The following is a 15,862-nucleotide window of genomic DNA, read 5'->3' as shown; positions in this document are numbered from 1 at the left end:
AGCCCGAGAGCTGGACTATCTTCGACATCTTCACCGGCCAGCCTGTCGAGCTTAAGCAACAGGTAATGTGGCCATGAATTTGCGGGATGCGGAAGCGATGGCCGACCGCCTGAACAGCCGGGACGTCAAGCGGCGGGCAAAAGCCGACCGCAAGTCCTGACGCACGCTGATCTCAGCCGCTCTGATGCAAGACGAACGCGCGCTAGCCGAAATCCGCGGCTGTGAGCACATAAATGCTCTTGCGGGTGCGGGCGTAGGCCTTGCTGGCAATGTCATGGATGGAGCTGGACGCGGTGTCGAAGGCCGCCAGATAGGTGGCTTCCGCGGTCGCCGTCCCTGATGGCGCCTTCGAGAGGGCATCGGCGGCGACAGAGAAGGAAATCTGGAACATGCCGTCATGGCCGACAAAGCGGATGCGCTTGCCGGCCCCGTCATAGAAGCGGCTTGGATTGGGGAATGTCAGGCTCATGACGTGCCCCCCTTCGGCGCGGCGGCGGCTTTCTTGACGGTAGCCCGCTTCTTCTTCGGTGTCGGGTTCAAGGCTTCCGCGACGCGGTCGGCCTCTTCCTTGGCCAGGCGCAATTCCCTGAGCCTTGCCGTCTTGATCTCCCTGGCCCTCGCTTCGGACATGTAGTCGGAGGTTGCCTTGTTGCGCTCGGCCGTCTTCTTCTGCTTGTCCATGAAGCGGGCTTCAGCTTTTTCCATGATGCTCTGATTGCCTTCGGCCATCGCATAAATCTCCTCGTGCCTGAAATTGTGAAATCGAACTTACAATATAAATAGTCGCTTTGGCCTCGAAATTCAATTTTTCGAAATATCTAGGCGCCTCGCGACGTTTCGAACCCGGCAGACATCATAATACGTTTTAATATTTAATTTTGGCCACGAATAATTTTTGGCACTCCTATCTATCGAGTGCCAACACGCCTATAAGAACGGCGCGGTCGCCTATGCCGGCCCCAGAAAGAAGTTCTCATGAAGTTTCGGCCACTCCACGACCGCGTCGTCATCCGGCGCGCCGAAGGCGATGTCAAATCCAAGGGTGGCATCATCATTCCCGACAATGCCAAGGAAAAGCCGCAGGAAGGCGAAGTCATCGCCGTTGGGCCGGGCGCACGCGACGAAAACGGCGCGCTTGTTCCGCTCGAAGTCAAGGCCGGCGACTTCATCCTGTTCGGCAAATGGTCGGGCACCGAGGTCAAGATCGACGGCGAGGACCTGCTGATCATGAAGGAAGCCGACATTATGGGCGTCATCGACAAGAGCGAGACGGCCGCTATCGGCAAGAGCGGGACGGTCGTCACCGAGAAAAGCGTCAAAGCCAAGAAGGCCGCCTGACCGGCCTGGCTTTGCCAGGCTCCGGCGAGCCGCTTGCTTCACCACACCAACGGGATTGAAAAAAATGTCTGCCAAGGAAATCAAATTCGCCACCGACGCGCGCGACCGCATGCTGCGCGGCGTCGAGATACTCACCAATGCGGTGAAGGTCACGCTCGGCCCCAAGGGCCGCAACGTCATCATCGACAAGGCCTATGGCGCGCCGCGCATCACCAAGGACGGTGTGACGGTGGCCAAGGAAATCGAGCTTGCCGACAAGTTCGAGAACATGGGCGCGCAGATGGTGCGCGAAGTGGCTTCGAAGACCAACGACCTCGCCGGTGACGGCACCACCACCGCCACGGTGCTGGCCGCATCGATCCTGCGCGAAGGCGCCAAGCTGGTTGCCGCCGGCATGAACCCGATGGACCTCAAGCGTGGCATCGACCAGGCTGTCGCCGCCGTGGTCAAGGACATCAAGGCGAAGGCCAAGAAGGTCAAGTCGTCGGCCGAGATCGCGCAGGTCGGCACCATCGCCGCCAATGGCGATGCCAGCGTCGGCGCCATGATCGCCAAGGCGATGGACAAGGTCGGCAATGACGGCGTCATCACCGTCGAGGAGGCCAAGACCGCCGACACCGAACTCGACGTCGTCGAAGGCATGCAGTTCGACCGCGGCTATCTCAGCCCCTATTTCGTCACCAATGCCGACAAGATGCGCGTCGAGCTGGAAGAGCCTTACGTGCTCATCCACGAGAAGAAGCTCGGCAATCTGCAGGCGATGCTGCCGATCCTCGAGGCGGTGGTGCAGAGCGGCAGGCCGCTGCTGATCATCTCGGAAGACGTCGAAGGCGAAGCACTGGCGACGCTGGTCGTCAACAAGCTGCGCGGCGGCCTCAAGGTCGCGGCCGTCAAGGCGCCGGGCTTCGGCGATCGCCGCAAGGCGATGCTGGAAGACATCGCCGTGCTGACATCGGGCCAGATGATTTCCGAGGATCTCGGCATCAAGCTCGAAAACGTCACCATCGAGATGCTTGGCCGCGCCAAGCGCGTACTGATCGAGAAGGACACCACCACGATCATCGACGGCGCCGGCACCAAGGCGACCATCCAGGCGCGCATCGCGCAGATCAAGGGCCAGATCGAGGAAACCACGTCCGACTATGACAAGGAGAAGCTGCAGGAGCGGCTGGCCAAGCTCGCCGGCGGCGTCGCCGTGATCCGCGTCGGCGGCGTCACCGAGTCTGAAGTGAAGGAAAAGAAGGACCGCATCGACGACGCGCTGAATGCGACGCGCGCGGCGGTGGAAGAAGGCATCGTGCCCGGCGGTGGCGTGGCGCTTCTGCGCGCAAGATCGGCTCTGGCCGGCCTGACCGGCGCCAATGACGATGTGACCGCCGGCATTTCGATCGTGCTCAGGGCGCTGGAAGCGCCGATCCGCCAGATCGCCGAGAATTCCGGCGTCGAAGGCTCGATCGTCGTCGGCAGGCTGTCCGACAGCAAGGACCAGAATCAGGGCTTTGATGCCCAGAACGAGGTCTATGTCGACATGATCAAGGCCGGCATCGTCGACCCGGCGAAAGTGGTGCGCACCGCGTTGCAGGACGCCGGCTCGATCGCCGCCCTTCTGATCACCGCCGAAGCGATGATCACCGACGTTCCGGCCAAGGATGCGGCGCCTGCGGGCGGCGGTGGCGGCATGGGCGGCTACTGACCATCGCCCGAAAATTGCCCGCTGGAATCTGGGCGGGCATAAATCAGAACAGGCTGCCGGGGACATTTCCCCGGCGAGCCAGGAATTTCCGTCAGTCAGTCAAGACCAGTCAGCAACGACAGGGAGATCGACAGATGATCACATTTGCCCCGAAGCCAAACGCTGTATCCGCGACCAAGCCGGCGGAGGAGAGCCGCTTCGATCGCATCCGCCGGATTGCCGCCGACAAGCACAGGCAGGCCGATGCCGGGCCGATTCGCCGCGAGCCGTCGAAGACCGGCGACAAGCGGCCGATGTGACGGCTGCCAACCTCACGACATCGGCAACGCTCCGCCCTCTTCGGTGCGGCGGGCAATGAACTCGTCGAGCACATCGGATGTGGCAACGGCCGACGCCGGCGGCTGGAAGTCGGCCAGCGTCCGCTTCCAGATGCCGGTGGCGCGCTCGGTGGCCGACTTCGAACCGGACTGCGTCCAGCTGCCGAAATTCGACCAGTCGGCGACCAGCGGCTCGTAGAAGGCGGTGCGGTAGCGCGTCATGGTGTGGCCGGCGGAGAAGAAATGCCCGCCCGGCTGGACTTCGGCGATCGCCTCGAAGCCGATCGAATCCTTGTCGCCGGGGGTCGTAGCACAGAGTTCGGCAACCGTCTGCAATGCCTCGATATCGGTGATCAGCTTCTCGTAGGAGACGCTGAGGCCACCCTCCAGCCAGCCCGCGGCATGGATGCAGACGGTGGCGCCGGCAAGCACCGAGCCCCAGAGCGCGAACTGCGTCTCGTGCGCCGCCTGCACATCGGAAATGTTGGCCGCACTGCCGCCGCCGGACCGCCAAGGCAGGCCGGTGAAGCGGGCCAACTGACCGGCGCCCAGCGTCGCCTTGACGTGCTCGGGCGTGCCGAAGGCCGGTGCGCCGGACTTCATGTCCACATTGGAGGAGAAGGATCCGTAAACCACCGGTGCGCCCGGCCGCACCATCTGCGCCAGCGCGAGACCAGCCAGCGCCTCGGCATGCTGCAGCGTCAATGCGCCGGCGACGGTGATCGGCGCCATGGCGCCGGCCAGGCAGAAGGGCGTGATGACAGAGACCTGGCCGGCCTTGGCAAAGTCGATGATGCCCTGCGCCATCGGGATATCGAGCTGGCGCGGCGAATTGGTGTTGATCACGGTGTAGCAATGGACGCCGGCCAGGAACTCGTCCTGCGAGAGCCCGCGCGCCAGCCTGATCATCTCGAACCCATCCTCGACCTGCGGCATGCCGCGCGCGAAGACGAAGGGGAACTTGTCCGACAGGGTCAGTTGCGCACGGTTGACGGCATAGTGGCGCAAATGGTTGTCGACATCCTGCGCCTCGATCCAGGGGCCGAGCATATGCAGCACGTCGAAATTCTGAACAAGCTTGGTCAGTTCTTCGAAAGCGGCGAGCGTGCCCGGACGCCGTCCGCGTTCGAGATCGGTGACGTTGGGCGCCCCGGCCCCGGCGAGGAACGTCATCGAGCCGAGTTCGAGCGTGAGGTCGCGGCTGCGATTGCCGGCCAGCGCCCGGATGGATTTTGGCGCCGAGGCCAGTGCGGCGGTGACGATATCGCGGCCGATGCGCACCATCTGGCTGTCCTCGTCGACCATCGCGCCGGAGCGGGCGAAGATGGTGCGCGCCTCCGGCAGCAGCACCTTGATGCCGAGCTCTTCCAGCACGCGCAACGCCGTGTCGTGGATGGCCGCAACCCGGTCGTCCGAAAACACCGGCTGCGGCAGGAACGGGTTCTTGAGCGAGCGATAGTTCGGGTGGCGGCTTGACCCGCTGCCGGCCTCACCGGTGTGCCCGCGCCGGCGCTCGCGCCTGGTCTCCCTTATAATGTCATCGACCATGGCCAAAACTCCTCATTGCCGCATCGCCTGCCCTCGGGGTCGTATGGCGAGCCCGGAATAATTCGCGCCGGCCGCTCGACGCCGACAATGTGCACCCAAAGCGCGGTCCCCTCCCCGGCGAATTCGTCGCCCAGCAACGTCAGCGCGACGCTTTTGCCTATTGTGTAGCCATAGCCGGCTGAGGCGACGAAGCCGACGCGCCGGCCCTTGTGCCAGACTGGCTCGAAGCCACTGGCGTCGGCATCGACGGCGTCGACCTCCAGCGTCACGATCCGGGCGGCGCTCAACAAACCGTGCGGTGTGGCCTGGCTGCCCTTGTGAGCCGGGCTGAAATGGAAGAATAGTCTTCGCCGGGTATGCCCGCCCTGAAATTGCCCGCTTGCGGTTCTCAGGTGGGTTGGGTGAGTTTCGGGAATGGCCAGTCCTTTAGAACGACGTCCAAGACGAAGAGGTCCGATCGCCGCCGCACTGCTGGCGGTGGACGCGTGGATCGATTCCTCGCTCTACGAAATCGGCTTCAAGGCCGGCCAGTTCTGGGAATCGGCAACCATTTTTTCGCGGCGCTTCCGAGTCACCGGCTGGCGACGCGGCATCATCGAGGTGCTGAGCGAAGGTTTTACGATGGGCGCCGGCGGCGTCGTCGTGCTGCTCGCACTCGCGATGCCGGCCTTCCAGATCACCACCGGCGACTGGCGCAGTCAGGGCGATTTCGCCGTCACCTTCCTCGACCGCTACGGCAATGAGATTGGCCAGCGCGGCATCATCCAGCGCGATTCCGTGCCTGTCGACGAGATGCCGGACCATGTCATCAAAGCGGTGCTGGCGACCGAGGACCGGCGCTTCTTCGAGCACTACGGCATCGACGTGCTCGGCCTGTCGCGCGCCATCTTCGAGAATGTGCGGGCTAATTCCGTCGTCCAGGGCGGCTCCAGCATCACCCAGCAGCTGGCCAAGAACCTGTTCCTGTCGAATGAGCGTACCTTCCAGCGCAAGATCAAGGAAGCCTTCCTGTCGCTGTGGCTGGAGGCCAATCTGTCGAAGAAGGAGATCCTGCAGCTCTATCTCGACCGCGCCTATATGGGCGGCGGCACGTTCGGCATCGAGGCGGCGGCGGATTTCTATTTCGGCAAGAGCGTCAAGGATCTGAACCTCGCCGAGGCGGCGATGCTGGCCGGCCTGTTCAAGGCGCCGACCAAATACGCCCCGCACATCAACCTGCCCGCCGCCCGTGCTCGCGCCAATGTGGTGCTGTCGAACCTCGTCGATTCCGGTTTCATGACCGAAGGCCAGGTGCTGCAGGCAAGGCTGCATCCAGCCGAGATCGTCGACCGCGGCGAGCAGAAGAGCCCGGACTATTACCTCGACTGGGCCTTCGATGAGGTCAAGAAGATCGCCAAGCCCGGCCAGCATTCGCTGGTCGCCCACACCACTTTCGACGCCAACATCCAGAAAGCGGCGGAGGAATCCGTCGAATTCCATCTCCGCCAGTTCGGCAAGGAATACAACGTCACCGAGGGCGCCGTTGTGGTGATCGAGACCAATGGCGCGGTGCGCGCCATTGTCGGCGGCCGCGACTATGGCGCAAGCCAGTTCAACCGCGCCACCAAGGCGCTGCGCCAGACCGGCTCCTCGTTCAAACCTTACGTCTACGCCACCGCCATGGAGCACGGGTTCACCCCGGACTCCGTCGTCTCAGGCGGGCCGATCAGCTGGGGCGGCTGGTCACCGCACAATTACAATGGCGGCTCGGCCGGCAATGTGACGCTGATCACGGCGATCGCCAAATCGATCAACACCGTGCCGGTACGGCTGGCCAAGGACTATCTCGGCATCGGCCCGATCAAGGCGATGGCCGAATCATTCGGTGTGGAATCGCCGCTGGAGTCGCACAAGACCATGGTGCTCGGCACATCGGGCATGACGGTCATGGACCAGGCGACGGGCTACAGCGTGTTCGCGCAGAACGGCTTCGCCGGCTCGCGGCACGGCATCACCCAGCTCGTCACCCGCACCGGCGATGTCGTCTACGACTTTGCCAAGGATGCGCCGGCGCCGCATCGGGTTCTGTCGGAACAGGCTTTGAAATACATGAACACCATGCTGGCTGCGGTGCCGGCGATCGGCACCGCGCGGCGCGCGCAGCTGCCCAACATCGTCGTCGCTGGCAAGACGGGGACGACGCAATCCTACCGCGACGCCTGGTTCGTCGGCTTCACCGGCAATTACACGGCTGCCGTCTGGCTCGGCAATGACGACTTCACCCCGACCCGCAACATGACCGGCGGCACGCTGCCGGCGATGGTGTGGCAGCGGCTGATGGTCTACGCGCACCAGAATATCGACCTGAAGCCGATCCCCGGCCTAGACAAACCCTTCGTCGACGAAGAGATCGCGGCCAAGGCCGAGGAAGCGGAGAAGAAAAATGCCGATCAGGCAGCAGCGGATGCCGCGGCCGAGCGCCCGGCGGTGCTGTCCAGCCGCACGACACAGACGCTGCGCGAGCTGACCAAGGTGTTCCAGGCCGCGCCCGTGCTCGGCTCGCCGCAGACACCGGAGACCCTGTCGGCGCTTTGATTCCACAGCGCTGCTTGCTCTGCGGCCTGCCCCGCTATATCCCCGAACGATAATTCACTCGTCCCGGTTCTTCATGCTCAAGACCGCCTTTTTCACGCTGCTTTCGCTTGCCATAGCCATCGGCCTCGGCGGCGGCAGCGTCTGGTATGCGCTGCAGGCGCAGAGCGGCGTCGGCGCGATCAGCATCGGCGAATGGACCGCCTTTCCCGAGATCGGCACGCAAGATGCCGACCCCTATTCCAAGGCGCGCGTGGCGCGTGAAGGCGTGCTGGCGCTCGGCAAGGCCGAGGGCTTGTCCTTCATCGCCGAGCGCGATGCGGCCGGCGATGAGCTTCAGCGGCAATGCGACTACAGGATCGAGGGCAGTTTCCCCACCGCCCGGTTCTGGACGCTCTATGCCGCGGATCAATCGCTCGGCGTGGTCGACACCGGCAAGCCGAGGCTGGCGGCGCTGCAATCCTACCAGGTGCTGCGTCAGCCCGACAATTCGGTGATCATCGCCGTCGGCAACCGTCCGGCCCCCGGCAACTGGCTTCTGACCGAAGGTTTTGGCCGGATGTATTTCGTGCTCACCTTCTACGACACGCCGATTGCCTCAAGCACCGGCCTTTCCGACGTGTCGCTGCCCCGGATCGTCAAGGCTGGCTGCAATGCGTAGGTTGCTGCACGCCATCCTGCTCGGCCTGCTCGGCGCCGGCATCGTCCACATCGTGGTGCTTTTGCTGGTGCCGGAATTTACCGAGCGCGATGCCTGGTCACGGCTGGCGATGGCGTCCGACCTCTACAAGATGACTAGGCTGGATGCCGAGGCGGGCGGCGCGCCGGTGGTGAAGTCGGTGGATCCGCTGTTTTACGCCGCCGCCTGCCGCTTCGACCTTGCCGAAGGCGTGGTGCGGATCAAGGCGCCGGGCAGCGTGCCGTTCTGGTCGGTGTCGGTCTATGACCGCAACGGCCACAATTTCTATTCATTCAACGACCGCACGGCGACCGGCAGCAAGCTGGACACCGTGGTGCTGACGCCGGCACAGATGATCGACGTGCGCAGGGAGCTTCCCGAAGACCTGCAAGGGGCGATCTTCGTCGAGGCGCCGATCGAGGAAGGCATCTTCGTCATCCGCGCCTTCGTGCCTGACGACAGCTGGAAGCCGGTTGTGTCGCAGTTCCTGGACCAGAGCTCCTGCGAACTGCAGGACTACTGACCTCACCCCGACGACCAGCAAATTCAGTGGTGCGGAACAGGCGTCCGTGGTGTGCCCGGCTGGTCCGCCGGTCGCGCCTGGCCCGCCAATGGCGGATGCTCGTAGCGGACGCCGGGAAAAATGATCACCGCCGCCGGCGTACCGGTGTCCTGAACTGCTCGATTGACTGGTGCCGATCGCGGCACGAAAGACAGTACCATGCCCATGGTTCGCGTATTCCTCTCGGTTGCCCCGGAGCACAACGCAACGCCTCCAAATGTGATTAAGGCCGGCAGAGGGTTAACGGAGCGCTAACGGATCGCGGCTAATTTGATGTTTGTTCCAGGCCTTGCGCGAAACCGACACAGTTGCGGTTGAGCATGGTCCGGGTTGTGTCGAGTGTCGGGCGTATCTTCCGTGTCAGCTTCGGATTTCAGGCAAATCGCCATACGGACGGAATCGGGAAAAGCCGAAAGGCTGTTTCGCGCCGCCGTGTCGGCGTTCTGCTCGCTGACCCGCCCGTCGCGCCGCGAGATCGCCCAGCTCGAGGATCTGACGCTGCCGCTGTTCGACAGCGTGCCGGACGAATCGCGCCGCTATGTCGCCGCCGCCCTGTCCGAATGCGAATATGCGCCGGCCGCCCTGGTGCGGCGGCTTTGCGAGGAGCCGGTCGATGTCTGCGCGCCTTTGCTCGTCCGTTCGCGGGCGCTGGGCGACATCGACCTGATCGCGTTGATCGGCCGCCACGGCCTGCCGCATGCGCGCGCTATTGCCCGCCGCAAGGATTTGAACCCGGCCATCGCGCAGTTGATCAAGGCGCTGGAAAAGCCGACCCTGGTGCGCGTGCGGCAGCCCGAGCCGATCGCCGACGTGGCGGGCAACGGTGCCGAAGCCGCTGCCGCCGCTCCCAGCGCACCAAAACTGCCCGGCAGCGCCGCCGAAACCGCCAGGCGCCGCCTGCGCTCGATGATGCTCGCCGAGGGCGAGGCGACATCGGTCAATCCCTTCGTCGGCTCAGCAACTTACAGCAAGCTGCGCGAGACGGCGCTGACCGGCAACGCCGCCTTCTTTCAGACCGCGCTTGCCGACGCGCTCGACATCGACTTCTCCACGGCGCGGTCGCTGACCGAGCATTCGAGCTATGTCTCGTTGCTCGCCGCGCTGCGGGCGCTCGACCTCAGCGAGGACAGGGCATTCCTGATCGTGGTCGCGGTTTACCCCCGGGAGTTTCCGCACCCGCAGGCGATCCGCATCTTCCTCGACCGCTACCGGCTGCTGCACCACGAGGCGGCGCTCGACAAGGTGCGCGGCTGGAAGGCCGAAACATTGTCGCGAGCGGTGCGCGGCAACACCCCTGTCGCCGCGAATGGCGACCAAGCGCCGGACGTCGACAAAGCCAACCTAGGGGCCAGCCTCAAGGCGTCTTGACGGAGAGAAGCTCCTCGACGGAAACCGTTGCGGCCTCGATCTCGACCACCCAGATGTCGGGATCGAATTTTTTCTCCCGCTCAAGCCTGGCGTCAAGCGCTGCGGCATCGTCGCCGGCGCCGAGCAGCGTGAAAAAGCGATCATCCGGTTTGTCCGAATCGTAGCTCGTCTGCGGCGCCGGGCCGAACAGGGAGACCTCGCCCAGCCTGCCGCGGGAGAGCACGAAGACAGCGCCGGCCTCGGTTGCGCCGCGCTTGACGACGGCCGCAAAGCCGCCGGCGCCGAAAACACGGCGCAGCAGGGCCGACACCCAAAACTCGGTGGTTACGCGCATGACGAGGCTCCGGAGGACATGCGCGGCGTCTTAGCCGGATTTTCGTCTATCCGCGAGCGGTCGTCTTGACCACTCAATTGGTCAGGCCGATCTCGCGCATCTTGACGTAGACGACCTCGTCGGGCTCGCCCGTTTCCGGCAGGCCGAATAGCGACTGGAATTCCTTGATCGCCGCCTTGGTGCGGGCGCCGACGACGCCGTCGAGCTGCATGTCGTCATTGCCGAATGCCTTCAGGCCGGCCTGGATCTTGACAATGCGGGCATCGGGCGCCTGGGCGGATACCGGCGCGGAAACCGGGATGGGCGCAGGCGCGGCCTCGGGCGCGGCAACTCGAGCGGCGGCCATATCCACGGGCCTCGGCACAGGATGCGGGATGCCAGCTGTTGTCTGCTTGGCGCCGAGCTGGTCGAGCAGGACGGCGTCGATCTCACCGGAGGCCGGCAGGCCAACTTTCTGCTGGTATGCCTGGATCGCCTTTTGGGTATTCGGCCCGGAAATGCCGTCGACCGTTCCCGTGTAGAAATCGAGATCCTTCAGGATGCCCTGGACCTGCTCGACGGTCGGATCGCTTTTGACCGGAGCCGGGCCGGGCCGCAGGATGTTGATGGTGGTTTCGGGTTCGTCCGCGCCGGGGTGCGGAAAACCCTCGATGCTGCGGGTGGCGAAGAAGGCGCCGGCATGCGGAAACGGCTGGTACCACAGCGCGTTGGCGGAAACGTAGAACAGCGTCACCAGGAAGGCGGTCGAGCCGCCGACCAGGACCGGATTGCGCGAGATCGCGCCGCCGAGCGCAATCGCGCCGGCCTCGAACGCGCCGCTGCGGCGCTTGACCGCCTTAGGCTGTTTTGCGGAGCGAGCCATTCCTGTCCCCTTTCGCGTCGCCTTTCGTCCTGGTCGCGGGCATCGGCAGCACCCCGTTCCTGTCGGTCGCGCTCCTCTTCGGCCCGTTCACCGGCAGGCTGATCGTGACCGTCGTCCCCTCGCCCGGCATGCTTTCGATCGACATCGTGCCGTCGTGCAGCGCCACCAGGCCCTTGACCAGCGACAGGCCGAGCCCGGTGCCCTCGAAGCGGCGCGTATAGTCGTTCTGGATCTGCATGAACGGCTTGCCGAGATTGACAAAATCTTCCTCGGCGATGCCGATGCCGGTGTCCCTGACCCAGAAATGCAGCCGCGAGCCGATCCGCTTGGCGCCGACGACGACATCGCCGCCATCGGGCGTGAACTTGACCGCATTGGAGACGAGGTTGATCAGGATCTGCTGCACGGCACGGCGGTCGGCATTGATCTCGCCGGCGTCCGGCGCAATCTGCGCCTGGAGATCGATGTTCTTGGCATTCGCCTGCAGCTGCATCATCGACTGGCACATCTCGACCGCTTCGATGAATCGGAACGGTTCGGGCTCGGTCGCGTAGGCGCCGGCCTCGATCCTCGAGACATCAAGGATGGAGGTGACGACGGCAAGCAGATGCTGGCCCGACTCCTTCACCAGGCCGACATACTCCTTCTGGCGCGGGTCCTTGAAGCCGCCGAACATCTCATGCAGCAGCATGTCGGAAAAACCGATGATGGCGTTGAGCGGCGTCCGAAGCTCATGGCTGACGACCGCCAGGAAGCGGCCCTTTGCCACCTCGGCCGACGCTGCGGCCTCATTGGCGGCAGCAAGCTCGTCGCGCAATTCGGCAGTCTCGTCGTTCTCGCGCAGCAGCAGAGTGAAGGTCTCCTGCTGCTCTTCGGCACGCATCAGTTCGAGCTGAAATGGCCGGTAATTGTCGGCCGTCGAGGCGCTGCCGTCCTGCGGCAGCCTTACCCGAAGATCGAGCCGGCGCGCCAGGGCGCCATCGCGCATGTCGGCAAGCGCGCTGAGATAAGCGACGCGATCGGACAGGTGGATGCGGTCGAACAGCCCGGCGCCGAAAAGCAGTTCCGGCGGCAGCTTCAGGATGGTGCGCGCCTTGGCCGAGGCATCCAGGACCTCGCCATGCCGGGCGACATGCAGGACAACGGCGTCGATCATGTCTTCAAGGCGGTCGTTTGGAAGCAGCGCGGGCTGCGCGCGTGCGGCATCGCCTAGGGCTGCGAGCCGGGGAACCAGCGTCAGGCCCCAGGCGAGCGGCAGCAGCCAGTGCCACGCCGCGACTTGCGCCCCGCCGAGCGGGACGACAGAGGCGACAAAGGGCTGCAGCAGCATTGCGGCCAAGGCCGAGAGGCCGCCCCAAAGTGCCGCGCGCTTTGAACCGCCGATCCACCAGGCCTCGAATGGCAATGCCAGGGCCAGCAGCGCAACCGGCGACGCCAGGCCGCCTGCTGCCGCGACGGCGCCGGCAAGCGCAAGACCGCCGGCGGCAAGGGCAACCTGGGCTGCCAGCGTCATCTTGCCTGACGCCGCCACCAGCAAGGCGGCGAACCAGCAAAGACCGAAGGCGGCGAAAATGGCTGCGACGGTGACGGCGGCGCCCATGCCCGAGGTGACCAGTGTCACCGCCGCACCGGCGGCGAAGAACGGAGCGGCAAGCATGATGCCGATGAACCGGCGCTGGCGCAGGCGATCGCCCTGGCCGATGATGGCCGGATGGACCATGCGTTCGCAACCGGCCGCCAGCGCGCCAGGCAGTTCAATATATCTGGCAGTTGTCAAACTCAACGCACTCGCACCCGGTCGTGACTGCCCTGCTTTGCAGGTCGCTTTTGCTTGTTTGAAACTCGCATCCAGCGTTTAAGGAATGAATAAGGCTGACCGGAACAACGAGCGCGCTGCGGCAAAAATTGGAGCGCCGGCACCGGAATGCACCGCCATTTGTGGCCATAGTAAACGGAGCGTTATGTGCAAAGGGCGTGCCCGTGGCTGCGAAACCCTGAGCCGGCATGCCTGCTCTTCTGAAGATATCCATGCGCAACAATCGCTTAGATGGTTACTGCAAGGTTAAGAAAATTGCCGGCATTTGAGGCTAATGCACTGCAAAACGCCTCGCTTCGAATTTGCCTAAAATTTGAGGAAAATTTTCACTGAGCTGGAAAGCCGTCCTTTGCGCCTCATGTGCCATTGTGGCTGATATAAAGAGGTCATTGCGCATGGACGCATGATCCGGTCATTGGACGAGAGGGCAGATCGATGGGCTTTTTGATAAGAATGGCGTTCTGGTTTTCGCTGGTGTTGCTAGCGCTGCCGCTGACCGTCGGCCCCGACGAGGATGGCCGCGAGAGCGTCGGGCCGTTCCAGGCGCTTTTTGCGGCGCGCGAAGCGGTCGGCGACATCGCCGGCATTTGCGAGCGTAAGCCGGACGTCTGCGAAACCGGCAAGTCGGCGATGCATACGATCAGCGCCCGGGCCAAGGAAACCGCCAAGATCGCCGCCGCCATGCTGGACGACAAGAGCGCCGAGACCTCGCCCGATACATCGCTGGCCACCGGCAGCGTCGCCAAGGACATCGTGCTGCCGGCGACAGTCAACATACCTGCCAAGCTGGTGGCGAAGAACTAAACACCGTTTCAGCTGTATCTACAGCGACACCGCAGGCCGGTCGGACCTCTCGATGCCTGCGGTGCTTTTCTTCTTTTTCCGTGACGCCGGAGCCGCGGATGACTATATCCCGAGCAATGGCCACGACGATCCAGACGATCCGCGACGACTTCTCCCTGCTCGACGAGTGGGAAGACCGCTATCGCTATGTCATCGAGCTCGGCGAAGCGCTGCCGCCATTTCCCGACGCCGAACGCAACGCCGCCAACAAGGTGCCGGGCTGCGTCAGCCAGGTCTGGCTGACCACGAACCGAGCGCCGGGCGCCGATCCGGTCATCACCTTCACAGGCGATTCAGACGCTCATATCGTGCGCGGTCTGGTCGCCATCATGCTGGCGCTGTTTTCGGGACGGACTGCCAGCCAGATCCTTGAAACGGACGCAGAGGCGACGCTGAGGTCGCTTGGCCTCGACGAACATCTGTCGCCGCAGCGGGCCAATGGCCTGCGCTCGATGGTCAAGCGCGTCAAGCGCGACGCCGAGATGGCTCTCAAGCAGACTGCTTGATTGCTCTATCTTCTCTTCTTTCGACGCAATTCCCAAGAGAAAGCGCTCGGCAGTTTTCCTGGAATTGTTCTAGAAACAAAAACGGCGCCGTAAGGGGCGCCGTTGATCTTGTCCATTGGAGCCGGTGTTACCGCCCCTTGCGCTTGCGGCCGAGGCCCATCTTCTTGGCCAGCTGCGAACGGGCAGCGGCATAGTTAGGGGCAACCATCGGATAGCTGGCGTCGAGATTCCACTTCTCGCGGTATTCATCGGGCGTCAGACCGTAATGGGTCATCAGGTGGCGCTTCAGCGACTTGAACTTCTTGCCATCTTCAAGGCAGACGATGTAATCGTCATGAACAGAGCGCTTCGGGTTTACCGCAGGCTTCTGCTTGTCGGCCGGAGGCTGTTCGCTTGCTCCGCCCACGCGCCCGAGAGCGGCATGGACATCAGCGATAAGGTTCGGCAATTCGCCGACCGGCACGGGATTGTTGCTGACATAGGCTGCCACCACATCGGCGGTCAGCTCGATCAGCGCATCGCTATTTCTGGAAGGTGTTTCGACGATATCCATGGTTTAGGCCCCAACGAAGGATGTTTCTGTTTGCGCCCTTTTTGGAAGATCGGGCATGGCGCGAATTTCACGCGGGAAGAGCTTCATGGATTCGCGTCCGGGCATCTTAATGAGCCCACAGACAAAGTAAGTCAATTCGCATCTTGCGCTATATTCAACGATATTCATCGAATAGTCGCTCTTCAGCTTCAATCTTTCGTGCACTCTGTAACTTCGCGATATTTTCTGGTCGGACCAGGACTAGCATGACGTAAGGTCACGCCATCGCTAAATCAGCAGGGACTCATAAAGTGGGCAGCGATGCTTGGTCTATGCTTCAAGGTTTGGGCAGCTGATTGTCGGATTCGTACCAAACCGCAAGTTGCAAAGCGTTGGCGAAACCCGCCGAAGAAGATATTCGGTCTGACCGGATTCATTACGGCGTGAGGTATTTTCCATAGACCCAGCCACTAACAAAAGCACCATTTTGCGCCGGGTCGTGCCAAACTTGACACCATTGATAGCGAATTGCCTGTTTCTGTTTCCAGTGCGGCTGGCCGGCGATCTCCAGAAGATTCAAGCCGCCGGTGCACTTGCCGGTCATCTGCAGGATCGTCCCGTTGGGATAGGCGGCCTGCTTCTGCGAGGTGCCGGACGGATATTTGCGAACGTTGAGCGTGTCGCCGAACGGCACGCCAGCCACTTGCCAAGGGGCGAACGCGGTTGCATGAGACTGGCCGGTGAAAGCCAGAACGGTCGAAGCGACGACGGCGAGAGCCGCAGCGGTGTTGATATGGAAATTCATCATCCTCTCCTTTTGGCTCATCTCCCGAGCCCGCCGCAACCAATACATCCCGGCCCTTGAACCCGCGCTGATCGGCGTGTTCATTTGC

Annotated in this window: 18 protein-coding genes; 9 read left to right on the top strand and 9 right to left on the bottom strand. The window is 63.3% G+C overall.

Annotation, left to right across the window (positions count from 1 at the left end; genetic code table 11):
• Window positions 1-202: 202 nt before the first annotated feature.
• A complete protein-coding gene (locus NKJ57_RS20820) occupies window positions 203-469 on the bottom strand; it encodes a DUF1488 family protein (protein ID WP_352512367.1) in 267 nt (88 codons plus the stop codon).
• A complete protein-coding gene (locus NKJ57_RS20815; protein WP_023670169.1) occupies window positions 466-729 on the bottom strand; it encodes a hypothetical protein in 264 nt (87 codons plus the stop codon). The genes NKJ57_RS20820 and NKJ57_RS20815 overlap by 4 nt, the downstream gene beginning before the upstream one ends.
• Window positions 730-975: 246 nt before the next feature.
• Here NKJ57_RS20815 and NKJ57_RS20810 point away from each other — a divergent pair, with 246 nt between their 5' ends.
• The 3 genes from NKJ57_RS20810 to NKJ57_RS20800 all read left to right on the top strand — a co-directional run bounded on the left by NKJ57_RS20810 (window position 976) and on the right by NKJ57_RS20800 (window position 3,330).
• On the top strand, window positions 976-1,338 hold the full coding sequence (locus NKJ57_RS20810) for a co-chaperone GroES (RefSeq protein ID WP_023684536.1): 363 nt from the start codon (window positions 976-978) through the stop codon (window positions 1,336-1,338).
• Window positions 1,339-1,402: 64 nt separating this feature from the next.
• Window positions 1,403-3,031, top strand: coding sequence for a chaperonin GroEL (groL, locus tag NKJ57_RS20805; protein WP_023705440.1), 1,629 nt, complete (start codon window positions 1,403-1,405; stop codon window positions 3,029-3,031).
• 134 nt (window positions 3,032-3,165) lie between these two features.
• On the top strand, window positions 3,166-3,330 hold the full coding sequence (locus NKJ57_RS20800) for a hypothetical protein (protein WP_023705441.1): 165 nt from the start codon (window positions 3,166-3,168) through the stop codon (window positions 3,328-3,330).
• 12 nt (window positions 3,331-3,342) lie between these two features.
• On the opposite strand, the gene NKJ57_RS20795 is transcribed toward NKJ57_RS20800, so the two are convergent.
• Both NKJ57_RS20795 and NKJ57_RS20790 read right to left on the bottom strand, forming a co-directional pair.
• On the bottom strand, window positions 3,343-4,896 hold the full coding sequence (locus NKJ57_RS20795) for a trimethylamine methyltransferase family protein (RefSeq protein ID WP_352512368.1): 1,554 nt from the start codon (window positions 4,894-4,896) through the stop codon (window positions 3,343-3,345).
• Window positions 4,878-5,183: a glycine cleavage T C-terminal barrel domain-containing protein gene (locus NKJ57_RS20790; protein WP_352512370.1), complete on the bottom strand. Its 306-nt coding sequence runs from the start codon at window positions 5,181-5,183 to the stop codon at window positions 4,878-4,880. The genes NKJ57_RS20795 and NKJ57_RS20790 overlap by 19 nt, the downstream gene beginning before the upstream one ends.
• A gap of 127 nt (window positions 5,184-5,310) precedes the next feature.
• Here NKJ57_RS20790 and NKJ57_RS20785 point away from each other — a divergent pair, with 127 nt between their 5' ends.
• From NKJ57_RS20785 to NKJ57_RS20770, 4 genes are all read left to right on the top strand, one after another.
• Window positions 5,311-7,470, top strand: coding sequence for a transglycosylase domain-containing protein (locus NKJ57_RS20785; RefSeq protein WP_352512371.1), 2,160 nt, complete (start codon window positions 5,311-5,313; stop codon window positions 7,468-7,470).
• Between the two features lie 73 nt (window positions 7,471-7,543).
• The gene (locus tag NKJ57_RS20780) at window positions 7,544-8,128 is read left to right on the top strand and encodes a DUF1214 domain-containing protein (protein WP_023738546.1); all 585 of its coding nucleotides are present in this window, start codon (window positions 7,544-7,546) and stop codon (window positions 8,126-8,128) included.
• Window positions 8,121-8,669, top strand: coding sequence for a DUF1254 domain-containing protein (locus NKJ57_RS20775; RefSeq protein ID WP_023687234.1), 549 nt, complete (start codon window positions 8,121-8,123; stop codon window positions 8,667-8,669). The genes NKJ57_RS20780 and NKJ57_RS20775 overlap by 8 nt, the downstream gene beginning before the upstream one ends.
• A 396-nt stretch (window positions 8,670-9,065) precedes the next feature.
• Window positions 9,066-10,076, top strand: coding sequence for a DUF2336 domain-containing protein (locus NKJ57_RS20770; protein ID WP_023692802.1), 1,011 nt, complete (start codon window positions 9,066-9,068; stop codon window positions 10,074-10,076).
• Here NKJ57_RS20770 and NKJ57_RS20765 read toward each other — a convergent pair.
• The 3 genes from NKJ57_RS20765 to NKJ57_RS20755 all read right to left on the bottom strand — a co-directional run bounded on the left by NKJ57_RS20765 (window position 10,063) and on the right by NKJ57_RS20755 (window position 12,992).
• On the bottom strand, window positions 10,063-10,410 hold the full coding sequence (locus NKJ57_RS20765) for a DUF1491 family protein (RefSeq protein WP_023808038.1): 348 nt from the start codon (window positions 10,408-10,410) through the stop codon (window positions 10,063-10,065). The genes NKJ57_RS20770 and NKJ57_RS20765 overlap by 14 nt on opposite strands.
• Before the next feature lie 73 nt (window positions 10,411-10,483).
• Window positions 10,484-11,272 carry a peptidoglycan-binding domain-containing protein gene (locus NKJ57_RS20760; RefSeq protein WP_023670159.1) on the bottom strand — a complete coding sequence of 263 codons (789 nt, stop codon included), beginning with the start codon at window positions 11,270-11,272 and terminating at the stop codon, window positions 10,484-10,486.
• A complete protein-coding gene (locus NKJ57_RS20755; protein WP_352512410.1) occupies window positions 11,247-12,992 on the bottom strand; it encodes a sensor histidine kinase in 1,746 nt (581 codons plus the stop codon). The genes NKJ57_RS20760 and NKJ57_RS20755 overlap by 26 nt, the downstream gene beginning before the upstream one ends.
• A 531-nt stretch (window positions 12,993-13,523) precedes the next feature.
• On the opposite strand from NKJ57_RS20755, the gene NKJ57_RS20750 reads away from it, so the two are divergent.
• Window positions 13,524-13,892, top strand: coding sequence for a DUF5330 domain-containing protein (locus NKJ57_RS20750; RefSeq protein ID WP_023684546.1), 369 nt, complete (start codon window positions 13,524-13,526; stop codon window positions 13,890-13,892).
• Between the two features lie 116 nt (window positions 13,893-14,008).
• On the top strand, window positions 14,009-14,437 hold the full coding sequence (locus NKJ57_RS20745; RefSeq protein WP_023692799.1) for a SufE family protein: 429 nt from the start codon (window positions 14,009-14,011) through the stop codon (window positions 14,435-14,437).
• Between the two features lie 127 nt (window positions 14,438-14,564).
• Here the strand turns inward: NKJ57_RS20745 and NKJ57_RS20740 are convergent, their stop codons facing one another.
• Entirely contained in the window at window positions 14,565-14,990 is a 426-nt protein-coding gene (locus NKJ57_RS20740; protein WP_023673680.1) for a Ros/MucR family transcriptional regulator, read from the bottom strand.
• A gap of 415 nt (window positions 14,991-15,405) precedes the next feature.
• On the bottom strand, window positions 15,406-15,777 hold the full coding sequence (locus NKJ57_RS20735) for an SH3 domain-containing protein (protein ID WP_352512412.1): 372 nt from the start codon (window positions 15,775-15,777) through the stop codon (window positions 15,406-15,408).
• Window positions 15,778-15,862 lie beyond the last annotated feature (85 nt).

The sequence above is a fragment of the Mesorhizobium sp. M0077 genome (assembly GCF_040322955.1).
Classification (GTDB): domain Bacteria; phylum Pseudomonadota; class Alphaproteobacteria; order Rhizobiales; family Rhizobiaceae; genus Mesorhizobium.
This window is presented reverse-complemented; position numbering and strand designations above follow the sequence as displayed.